Annotated in this window: 16 protein-coding genes and 1 pseudogene; 15 read left to right on the top strand and 2 right to left on the bottom strand. The window is 72.3% G+C overall.

Translation table 11 applies throughout. The features are described 5' to 3' along the window. Positions 1-15 precede the first annotated feature (15 nt). From ACFZAX_RS22950 to ligD, 9 genes are all read left to right on the top strand, one after another. On the top strand, positions 16-1,728 hold the full coding sequence (locus ACFZAX_RS22950) for an FAD-dependent oxidoreductase (RefSeq protein WP_390963886.1): 1,713 nt from the start codon (positions 16-18) through the stop codon (positions 1,726-1,728). Then, positions 1,725-2,780: a zinc-binding dehydrogenase gene (locus ACFZAX_RS22945; RefSeq protein WP_390963803.1), complete on the top strand. Its 1,056-nt coding sequence runs from the start codon at positions 1,725-1,727 to the stop codon at positions 2,778-2,780. Before ACFZAX_RS22950 ends, ACFZAX_RS22945 begins: the two co-directional genes overlap by 4 nt. Before the next feature lie 66 nt (positions 2,781-2,846). Continuing rightward, positions 2,847-4,049 (top strand): cytochrome P450, encoded by a 1,203-nt coding sequence (locus tag ACFZAX_RS22940; protein ID WP_390963802.1) that lies wholly within the window; start codon positions 2,847-2,849, stop codon positions 4,047-4,049. A gap of 82 nt (positions 4,050-4,131) precedes the next feature. Then, positions 4,132-4,767, top strand: coding sequence for a hypothetical protein (locus tag ACFZAX_RS22935; protein WP_390963801.1), 636 nt, complete (start codon positions 4,132-4,134; stop codon positions 4,765-4,767). A 176-nt stretch (positions 4,768-4,943) separates the two neighbouring features. Beyond that, positions 4,944-5,918 (top strand): alpha/beta hydrolase fold domain-containing protein, encoded by a 975-nt coding sequence (locus tag ACFZAX_RS22930; RefSeq protein ID WP_390963800.1) that lies wholly within the window; start codon positions 4,944-4,946, stop codon positions 5,916-5,918. A gap of 39 nt (positions 5,919-5,957) precedes the next feature. Further along, a complete protein-coding gene (locus ACFZAX_RS22925) occupies positions 5,958-6,680 on the top strand; it encodes an alpha/beta fold hydrolase (RefSeq protein WP_390963799.1) in 723 nt (240 codons plus the stop codon). A gap of 280 nt (positions 6,681-6,960) precedes the next feature. Then, on the top strand, positions 6,961-8,358 hold the full coding sequence (locus tag ACFZAX_RS22920) for a histidine-type phosphatase (RefSeq protein WP_390963798.1): 1,398 nt from the start codon (positions 6,961-6,963) through the stop codon (positions 8,356-8,358). Positions 8,359-8,537: 179 nt separating this feature from the next. Beyond that, a complete protein-coding gene (locus tag ACFZAX_RS22915) occupies positions 8,538-9,515 on the top strand; it encodes a Ku protein (protein ID WP_390963796.1) in 978 nt (325 codons plus the stop codon). 12 nt (positions 9,516-9,527) lie between these two features. Further along, positions 9,528-10,484, top strand: a complete 957-nt coding sequence (ligD, locus tag ACFZAX_RS22910) for a non-homologous end-joining DNA ligase (protein ID WP_390963794.1) — start codon at positions 9,528-9,530, stop codon at positions 10,482-10,484. Positions 10,485-10,516: 32 nt separating this feature from the next. On the opposite strand, the gene ACFZAX_RS22905 is transcribed toward ligD, so the two are convergent. Beyond that, the gene (locus ACFZAX_RS22905) at positions 10,517-11,410 is read right to left on the bottom strand and encodes a helix-turn-helix domain-containing protein (protein WP_390963793.1); all 894 of its coding nucleotides are present in this window, start codon (positions 11,408-11,410) and stop codon (positions 10,517-10,519) included. A gap of 461 nt (positions 11,411-11,871) precedes the next feature. Here ACFZAX_RS22905 and ACFZAX_RS22900 point away from each other — a divergent pair. The 3 genes and pseudogenes from ACFZAX_RS22900 to ACFZAX_RS22890 all read left to right on the top strand — a co-directional run. Further along, positions 11,872-12,520, top strand: a pseudogene (locus tag ACFZAX_RS22900) (alcohol dehydrogenase catalytic domain-containing protein); the annotation flags it as partial. 53 nt (positions 12,521-12,573) lie between these two features. After that, complete coding sequence (locus ACFZAX_RS22895; RefSeq protein ID WP_390963792.1) at positions 12,574-13,425, top strand: aldo/keto reductase; 852 nt, start codon at positions 12,574-12,576, stop codon at positions 13,423-13,425. A gap of 121 nt (positions 13,426-13,546) precedes the next feature. After that, complete coding sequence (locus ACFZAX_RS22890; RefSeq protein ID WP_390963790.1) at positions 13,547-14,521, top strand: aldo/keto reductase; 975 nt, start codon at positions 13,547-13,549, stop codon at positions 14,519-14,521. Positions 14,522-14,556: 35 nt separating this feature from the next. On the opposite strand, the gene ACFZAX_RS22885 is transcribed toward ACFZAX_RS22890, so the two are convergent. Beyond that, positions 14,557-15,219 carry a 1-acyl-sn-glycerol-3-phosphate acyltransferase gene (locus ACFZAX_RS22885; RefSeq protein ID WP_390963789.1) on the bottom strand — a complete coding sequence of 221 codons (663 nt, stop codon included), beginning with the start codon at positions 15,217-15,219 and terminating at the stop codon, positions 14,557-14,559. 437 nt (positions 15,220-15,656) lie between these two features. On the opposite strand from ACFZAX_RS22885, the gene ACFZAX_RS22880 reads away from it, so the two are divergent. The 3 genes from ACFZAX_RS22880 (at position 15,657) to ACFZAX_RS22870 (ending at position 17,529) form a co-directional block, all read left to right on the top strand. After that, positions 15,657-16,538, top strand: a complete 882-nt coding sequence (locus ACFZAX_RS22880) for a short-chain dehydrogenase/reductase (RefSeq protein ID WP_390963788.1) — start codon at positions 15,657-15,659, stop codon at positions 16,536-16,538. Between the two features lie 216 nt (positions 16,539-16,754). Continuing rightward, positions 16,755-16,937, top strand: coding sequence for a DUF6480 family protein (locus ACFZAX_RS22875; protein WP_390963786.1), 183 nt, complete (start codon positions 16,755-16,757; stop codon positions 16,935-16,937). Between the two features lie 118 nt (positions 16,938-17,055). Continuing rightward, complete coding sequence (locus ACFZAX_RS22870) at positions 17,056-17,529, top strand: hypothetical protein (RefSeq protein WP_390963784.1); 474 nt, start codon at positions 17,056-17,058, stop codon at positions 17,527-17,529. Positions 17,530-17,683 lie beyond the last annotated feature (154 nt).

The following is a 17,683-nucleotide window of genomic DNA, read 5'->3' as shown; positions in this document are numbered from 1 at the left end:
CACGGCAGGGAAACCATGATCATCATCGGCGCGGGGCTCGGTGGTCTCTCCACCGGCGCGTACGCGCAGATGAACGGTTACCGCACCGTGGTGCTGGAGATGCACGAGCTCCCGGGGGGCTGCTGCACGGCCTGGGAGCGCGGGGACTTCACCCTGGACGCCTGCGTCAGCTGGCTGCTGGGCAGTGGTCCGGGCAACGAGATGCACCAGATCTGGCTGGAGCTCGGCGCGTTGCAGGGCAAGGAGATCCGCCATTTCGAGGTGTTCAACATCGTGCGCACCCCGGACGGCCGGGCGGTCTACTTCTACTCCGATCCGGACCGGCTCCAGGAGCATCTGACCGAGCTGTCGCCCGCCGACGCGAAGCAGATCAGGGATTTCTGCCGCCAGTTGCGCGCCTTCCGCAAGGCGCTGGCCGTCTACCCCTTCCTGAAGCCGGTCGGGCTGATGGGACGGGTCGAGCGCTGGCGGATGCTCGCGTCGTTCGTTCCGTACTTCAACGCGGTGCGCAAATCGATCTCGGTGCTGATGTCTGAATACTCGGCACGGTTCAAGGACCCGCTGCTGCGGCAGGCGTTCAACTTCGTGCTGTACGAGAGACATCCGGGGTTCCCGGTGCTGCCGACCCACTTCCAGCTCGCCTCGCACGCCAATCTGTCGGCCGGGGTGCCCGAGGGTGGGTCGCTCGGTCTGGCCCGGTCGATCGAGCGGCGCTATCTGAAGCTGGGCGGAAGGGTCTCGTACAACACCAAGGTGGAGGAGATCCTCGTCGAGCGGGACCGCGCGGTCGGGGTGCGGCTCAGCGACGGCCGGGAGATGCGCGCGGACATCGTGGTATCGGCGTGCGACGGTCCCACCACGATGATGAAACTGCTGAAGGGGCGCTATCTCGACGACGCCTACCGCCGGCTCTACACCCGGACCCTCCACGAGCCGGGCATGGTGTTCCCGGGGTACTTCACCCTCTTCCTCGGGCTCAACCGCCCCTTCCCCGAGGGTGACCCGTGCACCACTTATCTGCTGGACGAGGCGCAGGCCGCCGAGCTGACCGGCATCCGCCATCCCAGCATCAACGTCCAGTTCCGCAGCCGCCATTACCCGGAGCTGTCGCCGAGCGGGACCTCCGTCGTCTACGCCACGTACTTCTGCGACATCGCGCCCTGGCGGGCCCTGGACGAGGGGCCGGAGCAGCTCACCCGGACCCGGGGCGGCGAGCGGCTCCACACCCTCCCGGTCCGGCACGGGCGCGGTTACTACGCGGCGAAGCGGCGGGCGCGCACGGCGCTCGTACGGTTCCTGGAGGAGCGTTACCCGGGCATCGAGGACGCCATCGCGGTACGCGACGTGTCGAGCCCGCTCACGCAGGTCCGGTACACGGGCAACCACGACGGGACCGTGCTGGGGTGGCAGCCGTTCGTGGAGAGTGGCGAGACCCTGGAGGAGCTCGTCAAGAAGCATGGTCCGGGTCTGCCGGGGCTGGAGAACTTCTACCAGTCCGGCGTCTGGGCGACCACCGGCGGCCTGATCCGCGCCGCCGCCGCGGGGCGGCACGTCATGCAGTTCGTCTGCCGCGACGACGGCCGGGAGTTCACCGCGTCGGTCGACGACAGCGGCCCTCTGCCGACCCACCTCGTCGTCCCGGTGCCGAGGCGCCCCCAGATCCCTTCCGCCGCGGCCCACCTCACTTCCACCGGCACTTCCACCGGCGTGGACAAGGAGCACCAGTGAAGACCAAGAAGTGGGTCGTGCGGGAGCACGTCGAGGGGACTCCCGACGTGGGCCGGATCTACGAGCAGGTCGTCGAGGACATCGACGTGGATCTGGCGCCCGACGAGATGCTCCTGCGGACGCTCTACGTGTCGGTCGATCCCTACCTCCAGGGCATCGCCCTGGACACCCCGCTCGGCAGCCACATGGGCGCAGACTCGGTCATGGAGGTGCTGGAGGCCGGCCCGCTCGCCCCCCACCGGCCGGGCGACCTGGTGCAGGGCTTCGGCGGCTGGCGCTCCCATCTCGTCAGCAAGGGCACGGAGTGGCTCTGGCAGACGGGCACCTTCCCGATGGTGTTCCCGGCCTACCGGCGTCTCGACCCGGGCTGGTTCGACGAGGCGCTCCCCCTCGCGACGGCGCTCAGCGCGATGGGCGGCCCCGGCATGACCGCCTGGGGCACACTCACCACCTTCCTGACGGTCGGTCCGGGCGACACCCTGGTCATCAGCGGGGCGTCCGGCGCCGTCGGGACGCTGGTCGGACAGATGGCGCGGCTGGCCGGCGCCCGGGTGGTCGGTACGACATCCAGCCCTCGGAAGGCCGAGTACCTGACCGGGCTGGGGTTCGACGCTGTCGTCCTGTACCGGCAGGGCGACAGCGCCGGGAGTGTGCGCGAGGCGCTTGCGTGGGCGGCGCCGGACGGTGTCGACCGCTACTTCGACAATCTGGGCGGCGCGGTCACCGACGCGGTGTTCTCGCTGCTCAACGTCGGCAGCCAGGTGGCGGTCTGCTGGCAGTGGGCGACCCAGGTGGGCCGGGACGCGGTCGGGCCGAGGCTGCTGCCGTACATCATGTTCCCGCGGACGACGGTGCGCGGGATCTTCTCCCTGGAGTGGTTCACCGACGAGAACTGGCGGGCCCTCCACACGGAGCTGGGCGGCCGGATCCGGCGGGGGGAGATCGTGTGCGACCACACCCTCCACCACGGTTTCGACTCCATCCCCGCCGCCTACCGGAGCCTCTACCACGACCGTGCCGCCAACCTGGGCAAGGTGCTGGTGGAGCTGTGACCGTTCTCCCCTCCTTCGCTCCGCACCCGGCCCCACCCCGTCGATCCCGTACAACCAGGAGGTCGTGTGTCCGCCGCAGTCAGTGACAACGCCGGTCCCGAGCAGGCTCTGCTCCCGCTGCACCGCCTGGAGTTCGGGGTCCCCGGCCCGCCCGAGCGCGTCGAGCTGTCCGACGGCTCGCCCGCCTGGCTGGTGAGCCGGTACGCGGACGTCCGCCAGGTGCTCGGCGACAGCCGGTTCGGGCGGGCCGGGCTGTACACGCCGGACGGGCCGTCCCTGCCGGACCAGCCGGTCCTCGTGAACGATCCGGACCTGCTCTTCAACCAGGACGGCCCCGAACACCTGCGTCTGCGCCGCACCATGCACCGCGCCTTCACTCCGAGGGCCGTCGCCCGCTGGCAGCCCTGGATCGCGGCGATCGTGGAGCAGCTCCTGGACGAGCTCGCCCGCCGTGCGGCTCCCGTGGACGTCGTCGCCGAGTTCGCGCTGCCGCTGCCGGTGGCCGTCATCAGCCGGCTGATGGGTCTCGACGCGTCGGCACGGGAGCGGATGCGCCACTGGAGCGAGTACGCCCTCTCGGACGGCTCCTGGCCCGCGGAGGAAGTCGGCGCGGCCATGGCCGAGTTCTCGGCGTTCGGTGCCGAGCTGCTGGCCCTGCGGCGGCGCGAGCCCGGGGACGACCTGGTGAGCGGGCTGGTGCAGGCCGCCGACGAGGAGGGCGGCATCCCGGAGGCGCAGTTGGTGAGCCTGGTCTGCGGGCTGGTGGTCGGAGGCCACGACAGCACGATGACCATGCTGAGCAACTCGCTGTTCTACCTGCTCGGCGAGCGGCCGGAGAGCTGGCCCCGGCTCGCCTCGGACGAGGAGGCGGCCGGGCGGGTGGCGGACCGGCTGCTGCACGGCATTCCGCTGGGTGACGACCGCGGCACCACCCGCCGTGCGCACGAGGACGTCGAGGTGGGAGGAGTGTTCATCCCGGCAGGCGCCGTGGTGGTCGCGGACTGCGGCATGGCCAACCGGGACCCGGCGGTCTTCCCGTCGGAGTGGTCCGCGGACCTGTTCGCTCCGCTGGAGACGCCCACCCTGTCGTTCGGAGCGGGGCCGCACTACTGCCTGGGCGCGTGGTTGGCCCGGACGGAGCTCCAGCTGGCCCTGCACCGTCTGGCGGCCCGCTTCCCCGAGCTCCGGCTCACGGAGCCGGCCTCGTCCGTCCAGTGGCGTCTGGGCTCCACCTCGCGCGGTCCGGTGCGGCTCGGGGTGACCTGGTAGGCGGCACCGGGAGCGCTGGGCTCCGGCCGGCCGGGACGAACCCGGGGGGCGATCTCCGCGCACCCGGGACAGACTGGTGGGCATGAAGCGGCGGCGCTGGTACTTCGACGGATGGATCGGGGCCGTGGGCACCGCCTCGGGGACGCGGCTGGTGCTGGGGCACTGGCCGCGCTCTCCGTTCGGGGCGTTCAGCGACGTCATGGTCGAGCACCCCGACGGTGAGCGCCGGCTGCTGGCACCCACCCGCCATATCGCGGGCTTCGTCGCACAGACGTACACCTTCGACCGGGTCGAGGTGGTGCCGGTGGACGTCCGGCGGGACGGGGCCCGTTGGCACGTCGAGGCGGGCCCGCTCGCCCTGGACCTCGTCACCGGCCCCCGGACGGCGCTGGGGTGGCTGTTGCGGACGGTGCCGGCGCCGCTCGCGCGCAGCCACACGTGGGCCGCCGTGTGCGACGTACCGGCTCGTCTGCTGCCCGGCGTCCGTACGCTCGGCAGTGCCGGTCCGGGCCGGCGCGAGTGGTACGGGGCACGGGACCAGCACCGCGTCCTGTCGGCGAGCGCCTGCCTCGGCGGGGCGGATCTCGGCGGACTCGCCCCCGTCGACCCACCGGTGACCTTCGGGTTCGGATCGGCACCCCGCGATCCGTCGGTCGTGCGGATCACGTCGACGGTGGAGACGTCCGAGGAGCCGGGGGCGACGGGGAAGCCGGGCTGACCAGTCCTGTACGGGGCGCGGGTCCGCGCACGGAGAGGACAGAGTCGGGGCGTTCACGGGCAAGCCGCCCGTGCTCCGGGCCGTAGCGTCCCTGTCGTCACCCCCTTTTTCCACACCGGGCCCTGACCCGTGGGCCGACCGGCCCCGGCCGGAGCCCGGACGACAGGAGACGAACCATGCCCGAGTTCCCCGCCACGCCTGCCACCCCCGTGCTGGAGCCGGCCGCCGCCGCGTTCGCCGAGGCGACCTCGAACCCGCCGTACCTCTTCGAGCTCGCCCCGGCCGAGGGCCGCAAGGCAGTGGACGAGGTCCAGTCGGGCGACATCGAGAAGCCCGGGATCACCGAGGAGTGGATCACCGTCGAAGGCGGTCCCACCGGATCGGTCAAGGCGCGCATCGTCAAGCCCGCCGGGGCCACCGGCACGCTCCCGGTCATCCTCTACATCCACGGCGCGGGCTGGGTGTTCGGCAACGCGCACACCCACGACCGGCTCGTCCGCGAGCTCGCGACCGGCGCGGGCGCGGCCGTCGTCTTCCCGGAGTACGACCTCTCCCCCGAGCACCGCTACCCGGTCGCGATCGAGCAGAACTACGCGGTCGCCCGCTGGGTGGTCACCGAGGGCGCCGGCAAGGGTCTGGACGGTGGCCGCATCGCGGTGGCCGGCGACTCGGTGGGCGGCAACATGACCGCCGCCCTCACCCTGATGGCCAAGGAACGGGGCGACGTGCCGCTGGTCCAGCAAGTGCTGTTCTACCCCGTCACCGACGCGTCCTTCGACACCGCCTCGTACCACCAGTTCGCCGAGGGGTACTTCCTCCGCCGCGACGGCATGCAGTGGTTCTGGGACCAGTACACGACCGACCCGGCCCAGCGCGCCGAGATCACCGCCTCGCCGCTGCGCGCCACCACGGAGCAGCTCACCGGTCTGCCGCCGGCGCTGGTCATCACCGGTGAGGCCGACGTGCTGCGCGACGAGGGCGAGGCCTACGCCGGCAAGTTGCGCGAAGCCGGTGTCGCGGTCACCGCGGTCCGCTACCAGGGCATCATCCACGACTTCGTGATGCTCGACGCGCTGCGCGGTACACACGCCGCCGGGGCGGCCATCGAGCAGGCGATCGGTACGCTCCGCGCCGCTCTGCACTCCGCCTGATTCCCCGCCCGGAACCACGAAGAACCAAGGAGTTCCCCCATGCCTTCGTCAGACAGTCCGACGATCGTCCTGGTGCACGGTGCGTTCGCCGACGCCTCCAGTTTCGCCCTGCTCATCCCGGAGCTGACGGAGCGCGGCTTCGACGTCGTCGCCCCCGCGGTGCCCAACCGGAGCCTGATCGGCGACGCCGCCTACATCGCCTCCGTGGTCCGGTCGATCGCCGGTCCGGTGATCCTGGTCGGCCACTCGTACGGCGGGGCGGTCATCACCGTCGCGGGCGAGGAGGAGAACGTGAAGGGCCTGGTCTATCTGGCCGGGTACGCACTCCAGGAGGGCGAGAGCCTGGGTGAGCTGCAGGGCCGCTTCCCCGATTCCGACCTCGCGTCCGCGCTCGTCTACACCCCCTTCCCGGTCGAGGGCTCCGACGAGCCGGGCACCGACGTCTCCGTGGTGCCGGAGAGCTTCCCGGCCGTCTTCGCCCACGACGTCGACCCCGGTCTCGCGAAGATCCTCGCGGTCTCCCAGCGTCCCCTGGCCGCCCAGGCGTTCGCCGAGGCGGCTCCCGTGGCCGCGTGGAAGACGAAGCCCTCCTGGGGTCTGGTGGCAACCGCCGACCACACCATCAACCCTGAGGTGGAGCGTTACGGTTACCGGCGCGCGGGCATGTCGGTGGTGGAAGTCGACTCCTCGCACCTGGTGATGCTCTCCCACCCCGCGGACGTCGCCGACCTCGTCGAGAAGGCCGTGCACAGCATCGGCTGACCAGCACGCGGACAGGCCGGGCAAGCAGCCCACCCGCCGTCCGCGCGTGCGCGTCCTGACCGCCCCCGCGCGGACGGCTCCTCGGATCCCGTCCGGTCCTCCCCGACCGGACGGGATCCGCGTGCGTCCGCCCGTCACCGGTGGCCGTCCACAGACGGCTGTTCACCCGTACATCACCCGGTGCACGGGTGGCGGTGGGCAGCCGTTCGTCCCGGCTTGTGAACCTGCGTGGCGTCGCACCCGCCCGGTCGGCAGTCCCGAAGCACCCGAGGAACCCCCTGTGAAGCGCACGCTCTCCTCCATGGCCGCCCTGGTCCTGGCCGCTTCGGCGGTCACCGCCGCCGGCGGTTCCGCCTCCGCGCACGCCCCGGCCCGGGTCTTCGGTTCCGGTCAGCACTTCTTCACGACGAAGACGCCGTACGCCCCCCAGCAGGATTGGCGTGACTACGAGGCGGTTCCCGCGTCGTTCACCCCGGTGTTCACGGAGAGCGTCTCGCGTCACGGGTCCCGTGCCATGTCCGACAGCGAGGACGGGGACGCGGTGCTCGCGGTGCTGCGGGACGCGGAGAGCAAGGGCGGGCTGACCCCCCTCGGCGCCCGGCTCGGCCCGCAGGTCGAGTCGCTGCTCGCGGCCGCCTCGTCCGTGGGTTACGGGGAGCTGTCCGGCCGCGGTGTCCAGGAGCAGCGGCAGACCGCGCAGCGCATGGAGCGGCGCCTGCCCTCTCTCTTCCGCCACATCGTCGCCGGCCAGGAGCCCGTCGAGGTCAAGACGTCCGGGGTGAACCGGGCGACGGCCAGCGCCAACGCCTTCACCGGCGGTCTCACCGCCGCCGATCCGAAGCTGACGGATCTCGTCGGGGCGCCCGTCACCGACAAGGACCTGCTGTACTTCCACAAGCAGCCGCAGAACGCCGACTACCAGGAGTACGTGGCGGGCGACCCGGATCTGGCGGCGGTGCTCGCGCGGATCGACGGTGCTCCGGACACCGCGCGCAACGCGAGGGACGTGGTGGCGCGACTGTTCACGTCCCGGTATGCCGCCGCCATGACCGCCGAGGACCGGGTCGCCTTCGCGCGCTCGCTGTACGAGCTGTACGCCGCCGCGCCCGACCTGCGGGTGGAGGCCCCGGACGTGGACCTCGACGCGTTCGTGCCCGCCCGGAACGCCGAGTGGTTCTCGTACCTCGACGACGCCGAGGAGTTCTACGAGAAGGGCCCGTCGTTCAGCGGGCGCACCATCACGTACGCCATGGCGGGCGTGCTGCTCGACGACCTGTTCGACCAGGTCGAGGCGAAGGCCGCGGGCACCAGCGCGAAGGGGGCCGTACTCCGCTTCACGCACGCCGAGGAGATCATGCCGCTCGCCGTCCTGCTGGGGCTGCCCGGCAGTACGAAGTCCGCCGGGCTCGACGCGCCTTACACGTACAGGAACAACGCGTGGCGCGGCTCGCAGGTCGCACCGATGGCCGCGAACGTGCAGTGGGACCTGTTCGCCGGACCGCAGCGCACCGGAAAGAGCGGGAAGGACGGAAAGCAGGCTTCGGGCGGCACGCGTTACCTGGTCCGGATGCTCTACAACGAGAAGGAGACGGCCTTCAAGGCGTCCTGCGAGCCGATCTCCCGGGGCAGTCACTTCTACGACCTGGACGAGCTGAAGAGCTGCTTCGGCCGGAGCTGACACCCCGCCCTCCCCCGGATGCGCGGGAGTGTTCCGCGCGCGAGGATCGGACCGGAGGGCGTGTCCGGCGCGGAAGTCCGCCGGGCGGGCCCGGAGGGGCGCGCACCCGCCGCCCCTCCGCCGACCGATACCCGTCCCCGTTCGCCCTCGACCGGGGGCGGGGCGCCTGGAGGTAGTCGATGCCGCGACCCCTGTGGACCGGTGCCATCAGCTTCGGGCTGGTGACGATCCCGATCAAGGTGGTGTCCGCGACCGAGGATCACTCCATCCACTTCCGGCAGGTGCACCTGGAGGACATGGGCCGTGTCCGCACCCGCAAGGTGTGCGAGGTGGACGGCGAGGAGGTGCCCCAGGAGGAGATCGCGAAGGGGTACGAGGTCGCCAAGGACCGCACCGTGCCGGTGACCGACGAGGAACTGGGCGGGATGCCGCTCCCGACCGCCAAGGCGATCGAGATCGTCGCGTTCGTCGACGCGGGCACCATCGACCCGGTCCGGATCGGCGATTCGTACTTCCTGGCGGCCGACGGCGAGGTGGCCGACAAGCCGTACACCTTGTTGCGGAAGGCGCTGGAGCGCTCCGACAAGGCCGCCGTCGCCAAGTTCGCCTGGCACAACCGCGAGCGCCTGGGACTGCTGCGGGTCCGGGAAGGGGCGATCGTGCTGCATTCGATGCGGTGGCCCGACGAGATCCGCAGTCCCGGGGAGCTCGCGCCCGAGGCGGTCGAGCTGGACGACGGTGAGATCGACCGGGCCGTGGAGCTCACCGAGACCATGGCACTCGACTCCATCGACACGTTCCGGGACGAGTACCGCACCGCGCTGGAGGAGCTGATCGCGGCGAAGGCGGAGGGCCGGGAGCCGGCCGCGCCCGCAGCGGAGGGTGAGCGGGAGCCCGGGAAGGTGGTGGACCTGATGGCGGCCCTCAACGCCTCGGTCAAGGCCGCGCAGGAAGGCCGGGGCGAGCACGTGGGTGAGGCGACCGTCCACGAGATGCCGGCCGGCGGGCGGGGCGCGCGGAAGGGGGCGGCGAAGAAGAGTACGGCGGAGCGGACGACCGCGAAGAAGGGCACCGCCACGAAGTCCTCCACGGCGAAGAAGACCGCGAAGAAGACTCCCGCCCGCAAGGCACCGGCGCGGAAGCGCAGCGCGTCCTGAGGCGCCGGACCGATGGACCTCCCCCGGATCGCCCCGATGCTCGCCACCCCCGGCCGGCTGCCGCCCGCCGGGGTGGACGCGCGGTGGGCCTACGAGGTCAAGTACGACGGGCAGCGCGCGGTGGCCTGCCTGCCCGGCGACGGGTCGGTGCTGCTGCGCTCACGGTCCGGCGCGGACATCACCGCCGCCTACCCGGACCTCGCGCCGCTCGGCGTGGCTCTGGGGGGCACGGCCGCGGTCCTGGACGGTGAGATCGTCGCGTTCGACGAGTCGGGCCGGAGCGACTTCGAACGCCTGCAGTCGCGCATGGGCCTGGCGGGCACGCCGTCGAAGGCGGCCAGGATGGCCCGCACCGTACCGGCGCACCTGGTCCTCTTCGACCTGCTGTTCCTCGGCACCGAGCGACTGACACGGCTCCCCTACACCGAGCGCCGCGCCGCCCTCGAGGCCCTCGGCCTGGCCGGGACGCACTGGTCGACCCCCGCGTTCATCGCGGGGCACGGCGAGCGTGCCCTGGAGGCGACCCGGGAAGCCGGGCTGGAGGGTCTGATCGCCAAGAGGCTGGACTCCGGTTACGAACCGGGGGCCCGCTCGCACGCGTGGATCAAGATCCGTCACATCCGGACCGCCGATGTCGTGGTCGGCGGCTGGCTGCCCGGCCACGGCCGGCTGAGCGAGCTGCCGGGCGCCCTCCTGCTGGGTGAGTGGCAGGGCGGCGAGCTGCGGCACATCGGGAACGTCGGCACCGGATGGAGCGACGTCGAACGGCGGACGCTCGCCGGACTCCTGCGCGCGGCGGCGAGTGCCGACTGCCCGTTCAGCCCGCGCCCCGAGGTCCCGGGAGCGCGGTGGGTGCTGCCCCGCCTGGTCGGCGAGGTGGCCTACGCCACCCGGACCCGCGCCGGACTGCTGCGGCAGCCGTCCTGGCACCGGCTGCGCCCCGACCTGACCCCGGACGACCTCGCCTGAGCCGAGCCGGTGGCCCGCTCCCGAAGGAGCGGTCAGTCGGCCGCCACGGTGTCGCGGTGGGCGGGGTCCGCCGGGGCGGTGAGGTCGAGCAGGAGCATGGCGTCGTGGTCGGGGGTGCCGGGTTCGGCGGTGTAGACGCCGAGGCGCCGGCCGGGGGTGCCCTCCAGGTTCATGCTCTGGCTGCTGAGGGTGAGGATGCCGACCTTCGGGTGGTGGATGGTTTTCTGGATCTTCTTCCGGCCGATGACCTCGTAGCGTTCCCACAGCTTCGCGAAGTCGGGGCTCTTGAGGAGGAGCTCGCCGACCATGCCTGCGAGGTCGGGGGCGTCGGGGTTGAGGCCGGCTTCGGCGCGCAGACGGGCGACGCAGCCGCGGACCTGGATGTCCCAGTCGGGGAACAGCTCGCGGGCCACAGGGTGCAGGAAGAGGTAGCGGGCGAGGTTGCGCCGGGTGACCGGCCAGTCGTCGATGCCCGCGTACAGGGCCAGTCCGCCGGGGTTCCAGGCCAACAGGTCCATGCTGCGGCTGACGATGTAGGCGGGGTTCGGCCGCATGGTCTCCAGCAGCAGTTTCAGGTGGGGGCGCACGGTCCGGCTGGGCGGGGGCGGCGGCTCGGGCGCAAAGCGGGAGGCCCTCACGGCTAGCTCGCGGAGGTGGTGGTGTTCGTCGTCGTCGAGCTGGAGGGCGCGGGCGAGGGCGTCGACGACGCCGGGACCGGGCCGGGTCTCCTTGCCCCGCTCCAGGCGGGTGTAGTAGTCGATGCTGACCCCGGCGAGCGTGGCCAGTTCCTCGCGGCGCAGGCCGGGGGTGCGGCGGACGCCGAACCCGGGGGTGAGGCCCACGGACTGCGGACTGGTCCGGGTGCGGCGGGCGCGCAGGAAGCGCGCCAGCTCGTCACCGACGGTGTGCTGCTGCTCGGGTGCCATGTGTCCAGTGTCGCAACACCGCCACCGGGCTGGCACGCGCGAGGGGGGCCCTGCCGTACCCCCCTCTGTCCACCCCCCGTCAGAAGCCGGTCTGCCTGTCGGACGGGTGGGTCGCCATGGTGGAGGACGTACCGCTTCGCCTGTACTGATCAGGAGCATCTTCCCGTGTCCGTATCCCTCACCACTCCCGCCGCACCGGTGCAGGACGCCCCGGTGCGGCGGCCCGGCGCTGCCGTCGGGGTCGCGCCTGCGCGGATGTCCGCCTCCAGCGATCCAGACTGGACACCTACCTGACGCGCGGGACTCATCCGCCCGTCTGCCCCGGCAGCGGGCGAGGCCGCACCGGGGCGCCATCCGCTCGAACGCCGGACCCGCCCTGCCCCTCCGGTCCGGCCGGACCACCCGTACGAACACCCCGCCGCCGAAGGACGGGCGGCCTTCAGGAAACAGGAGCAGCTCTCATGCGTGCAGCGGTGGTGTACGGCGCCGGCGACGTCCGGATGGAGGACCGTCCCGACCCCGCGGTGCGGCAGCCCTCGGACGCCGTCGTCCGGGTCGTGCTGTCGGGCGTGTGCGGCAGCGACCTGTGGCCGTACAGGTCGATGCCCGCGACCGGGACGGGCCGCCCGACGGGGCACGAGTTCCTCGGCGTGGTCGAGGAGACCGGCTCGGACGTCTCCGGCGTCACGGCCGGTGATCCGGTGGTCGCTCCGTTCACGTACTGCGACAACACCTGCGACTTCTGCCGCAAGGGCCTGCACTCCTCGTGCCGCAACGGCGGCCGGTACGGCCTCGACGGTGTGGACGGCGGCCAGGGCGAGGCGGTACGCGTCCCCCTGGCCGACGGCATGCTGGTCAAGCTCCCGGTCGGCGCGGACTCCTCGCTGCTGCCGTCGCTGCTGGCCCTGCCCGTCGATGATCATGCGGAACGTCACCCTCACCGGAGGGGTCTCCCCGGCCCGCGCCTCCATCGAGGAGCTGATGCCCGACGTGCTGGACGGTGTCATCGAGCCGGGGCGCGTCTTCGACCGGTCCTTCACCCTCGACCGGGCTCCCGAAGCGTACCGAGCCATGACCGACCGCCACGTCCTCAAGGCCCTCATCAACCCTGTGACCCCCGGGTCGCCCCCCGATCCCTCGCACGAACGACAAGGAAGACACCCATGCAGTACGTCACCCTCAACAACGGCGTCCGGATGCCGGTCCTCGGCTTCGGCGTCTACCAGATCCCGGCCGACCAGACCGAGCGGGCCGTTTCGGAAGCCCTCGCGGCCGGCTACCGGCTGCTCGACACCGCGGCCGCGTACGGCAACGAGGAGGCCGTCGGCCGCGCCATCGAGGCCGGCGGCATCCCGCGCGAGGAGCTGTTCGTCACCACCAAGCTGTGGGTCCAGGACGCGCCCGCCGAGGAGAACACCCGGCGCGCCTTCGAGACCTCGCTGCGCAAGCTGGGTCTGGATTACCTCGACCTGTACCTGATGCACCAGCCTTTCGGGGACGTGTACGGCCAGTGGCGGGCCATGGAGGCGCTCAACCGCGAGGGCCTGGCCAGGGCGATCGGCGTCGCCAACTTCCACCCCGACCGCCTTCTCGACCTCACCTTCAACAACGAGATCACGCCTGCGGTCAACCAGATCGAGACCCACGTCTTCTTCCAGCGCACCGCCGACCACGACCTCATGCGCGAGCACGGTGTCCAGCACCAGTCCTGGGGTGGCTTCGCCGAGGGAAAGAACGGCTTTTTCACCAACCCCGCCCTGAGCGCGATCGGCGAGGCGCACGGCAAGTCCGTGGCGCAGGTCGCGCTGCGCTGGCTGATCCAGCGCGGCATCGTCACCATCCCCAAGTCGGTCAGCCCCGACCGGATGGCGCAGAACTTCGACGTCTTCGACTTCGAGCTGACGGGCGACCAGATGGCCGCCGTTGCCGCCCTCGACACCGGTGAGACCCTCTTCTTCGACCACCACGACCCCGAGATGGTCGCCTGGCTCAGCAAGCGCCGTCTGGACGGCTGACCGGGCGGGCGGACCGGGCAGCACACCGCCCCGGGCACCTTGCCCCTGCGGGAAGGCGCATGATCAGGTGCACCTGATCATGCGCCTGGGGCACCGGACATCACAGAAGAAGCGAGGAAACATGAAGCACATCAACCTGGGTGACCTGGAGGTCTCCCGTATCGGTCTGGGCGCGATGGGCATGTCGCACGGCTACACCGGCGCCGGGACGGACGACGCGGAGTCCATCCGCACCGTGCACCGAGCCCTGGAGCTCGGCGTCACCTTCATCGACACCGCCGAGGTCTACGGCCCCTTCGTCAACGAGGAGCTCATCGGACGGGCCCTCCGGGGACACCGGGACGAGGTCGTGCTCGCGACGAAGTTCGGGCTGATCTCCCACACCGGACGCGAGGGCGGAGCCGACAGCAGCCCGGCCGGTATCCGCACCGCCGTGGAGGGTTCTCTCAAGCGCCTCGGCACCGACTACATCGACCTGTACTACCAGCACCGCGTCGACCCCGGCACTCCGATCGAGGAGACCGTCGGGGCCTTGGCCGAGCTGGTCGGCCAGGGCAAGATCCGGTACATCGGCCTGTCCGAGGCCGGACCCGACACCATCCGTCGCGCGCACGCCGTCCACCCGGTCACCGCCCTGCAGTCCGAGTACTCGCTCTTCACCCGGGACCCGGAGGACCGTGTGCTGCCGGTGCTGCGCGAGCTGAACATCGGTTTCGTCCCCTTTTCCCCTCTGGGACGCGGCTTCCTCACCGGCGCGATCCGCTCGACCGACCAGTTCGACCCCACCGACTTCCGCGCCGACAACCCCAGGTTCACCGAGGAGAACTTCCGGCACAACCTGCGGCTGGCCGACGAGGTCGCAGCCGTCGCCGCCGAGATCGACGCCACCCCCGCCCAGGTCGCTCTCGCCTGGCTGCTGGCCCAGGGCGACGACATCGCCCCCATCCCCGGAACCCGACGGGTGGCCAGGGTCGAGGAGAACATCGGCGCCGACGCCGTGACGCTGGCCGAAGAGCAGCTGGCCCAGCTCTCCAGCCTCCCCCCGGCTGCCGGCAACACCCACAACGACGCCCAGATGCGCATGATGGAGCGCTGACCGGAACACGGAACCGGTCGCGGCGGGGGTCGGGCTCACGCGGCGAGCGCCGTGCCCTCCCCCAGGTGCGCGGCGGCCGTGCGCCAGGCAGCCGTGACCGCCCGGTGCGCCTCCGCGGTCGCTGCGTGCATGTCTTCGGGCAGCCGTACGGGGCTGCCGAAGTGGACGTGCAGGCGCGGCCGGCGCGCCGGTGCGGTGAGCAGCCCGGCGATCTGCTTCACCGCACCGCCGGAGACCACACGGCGGGCACCCGCCTGGCCGAGCGGTACGACCGGGGCGTCTGCGGCCAGCGCCAGACGGGCGAGCCCGCTGCGGAACCTCTCCGGAGCGGCCTCTGCGGAGTCCTTCCGCAGGGGCAGTCCGCCCTCCGCGTAGATGAGGACGTGCCGGCCCGCCCGCAGCGCGGTGGCCGCCAGCTGCAGGGACTCGGCGGCCCGGACGCTGCCCCGGTGGACGGGCACGTGGCCGCCCTTGACCAGCAGCGGGCCGAGCACCGGAATGCGCCAGAGGCCGGCGGTGGCGAGGACGACCGGTTCGATGCCGTGGCGGAGCAGGGCGGCCAGCACGATCCCGGGGTCGACGAGCGAGGTGTGGTTGGCGACGATGAGCGATCCGGGGGCGGGGGCCGTCTCGTCGTCGGAGGTGGTCGTCAGGTGCCCGAGGGAGGGCACGACGGCGGCGGCAATGCGGCTGAGCACGGATTCTCCTGCGGTCGGACGGTAGGGCGGCGTGGCGTGGTGGGTCCATCGTCCGGCAGCGGTCCGCCCGCGGCCTGAGTCTTCGTACTCAGCCGCCCGGAGTGCGGAGTGGCCGGGGACGGATCCCGGTGCCGGCTCTCCTAGGGCGTGTGTCGAAAGTGGCGCCGTTCGCCCGGAGGGCGGGTCCGGCGACGTCCGGTGCGTGCGATCGCAAGGCGGAGGGTCGCCCCGATACTGGATGTATCGGGGCGACCCCGACAACGCGGCGAGCGTGCGTGCCGGGCGCCGCCGGACAGGCGGGACTTTCGACACACGCCCTAGGCGGCCGGTCCTCAGCGCGAGCCCGATCCGGGCCGGCGTGTTTGGGTGGAACGGGTGGCGAACCGCCGCCGGACCGGAGAGGCACGGTCCTCACCCGCACAGCCGAGGAGTGCACCATGCGCGACAGGAATCCGCTGGAAGGACGGCTCGCGGTCGTCACCGGAGCGGCGCGCGGGGTGGGTGCCGGGGTCGCGAGGGAACTGGCACACCGGGGCGTGCGCGTCGCCCTCCTGGGCCGGGAGGGAAAGACGCTGGAGAGGGTGGCCGACGCCCTGGAGACGGAGGCGCACTGCTTCGAGGTGGACGTCACGGACGACGCGGCCATGAAGCGCGTGGCGGGCGAGATCTCCGCACGCCTCGGCCCTCCGTCGGTCGTCGTGGCGAACGCCGGAGTGGCGGAGGGCGGCCCCTTCGGTACGTCGGACCCCGTGAGCTGGCGCCGGGTCGTCGAGGTCAATCTCGTCGGCAGCGCCGTCACCGCGCGGGTGTTCCTGCCGGGGCTGCTCGCGACACACGGCTACTTCCTCCAGGTCGCCTCGACGGCCTCGTTCGGCGCGGCCCCGATGATGAGCGCCTACTGCGCGTCGAAGGCGGGTGTCGAGTCCCTCGCGCAGTCCCTGCGGGCGGAACTCGCCCACCGCCGGGTGGGCGTCGGCATCGCGTATCTGAGCTGGGTGAGTACCGACATGATCCGGGACGCCGACCGGTACGACGTGCTGCGGGAACTGCGCGGGCACATGCCTCCCCCGGCCCGCCGGATCCACCCGGTGGAACAGGTCGCCGGCTGGCTGGTGCGCGGCATCGAGCGCCGCTCCCCCACGGTGTACGCGCCGCCCTGGCTGCGGCTGGCGCAACCCGTACGCCCCTTCCTGCCGCCGCTGGTCACCTGGGTGTCCCGGCGGCAGCTGCCGCGGCTGGAGGAGCGGGCCCGGTTCGAGGCCACCGGCCTGCTGGGTGCGGGCGGACAGGCTGCCCGGCGGGCGGACGGACAGGGGTGACCGGGGCAGCCCGCCCCGACGCACGGGCGGCCCCGCGCCGCCCACAGCCGTCCCGCGCGCACAAGCTGCCCTGAACGCCGCGCCGCCCGCGCGCACGCGACCGCGCCCCCTGAACGCGCCGCACGCCCGCGCGCGCAGCCCCGCACGCGCCGCACGCCTCGGTGGTGGGCGGCGCCACCGCGTGCGCCGGGGCCCGGGTGGAGAGACGGTTGATGCATGACTACAGCACTGAATCCCCCGGGAGAGACACCGCCGGCCGAAGGCTGCATCAGCGAGGCGCACCAGGAGCGGGCGGACGGAGGCATGTGGGAACACCCGGCCGTCTGGGCTGCCGTCGTCCTGGTGGGCGCGGCGGTCTTCGCCGCCTTCTTCCTCGCACGCATCTTCGGCTTCGGCTGAACCTTCCTCCGCGGCGCGCCCCGATCCCCTTCCCTCGTTCTCCGCGCGGCCGTACGCGGCACGCGCGGCCGCACCCCACCCTGGCGTGGATCACCCCGTCTCCCTACCGTGTTCGAGCATGGAATGGATGACGCTGGTGGCCACGCTCCTCGGTGCGGTGATCGCCATGGGCTCGGCGCTGCTGATCGAGGTCCGCAAGGACCGGCGTGAGGCGGCCGGGGAGTGGCGGCGCAGCAGGCGCGAGCTGTACGGGGCCTACCTCGGGACGCTCTCCCAGGTGCGCGGCGAGCTGGCCCTCCTGATACTCGACCGGACGCCGACCGACGCCGACCGTCAGGTCCGCGCACGGCAGAGTTTCGCCAAGTGCTACGAACTCCGTTACCAGCTGGAGGTTTTCGCGCCGCGCGCCGTCGTGGAACCCGCCCTCCGCTACTTCCGGAGCGTGCGCAGGCTGCGGGACGAGGCGGGTGCCGGGGTGGTGGACGGTGACGCCCGTTGCGAGCGCGCCTTCGTCGACGTCATGGACGCGCTCGCCGAGGTGCGCGACGCCATGCGGCTGGACATGGGGACGGACGCCCTCGCCACGCACTGAACTCCCCGTGCCGCCGCGCCCTCATGGCTCTTCGCCCCTGTGGCGTGCGCCCGCCGGGGGCGGGGGGCCCCCCCCGGGGGCAGAGGGCCCGGGAGGTCCCCCGGGGCGGGGGGCCCGGGGGGGGCGGCCCCTCCCGGTGGGGCCCCCCCCGGCA

Source organism: Streptomyces sp. NPDC008125 (assembly GCF_042957125.1).
Classification (GTDB): domain Bacteria; phylum Actinomycetota; class Actinomycetes; order Streptomycetales; family Streptomycetaceae; genus Streptomyces.
The sequence above is the reverse complement of the archived record's forward strand: the minus strand, read 5'-3'. Positions and strand labels throughout refer to the sequence as shown.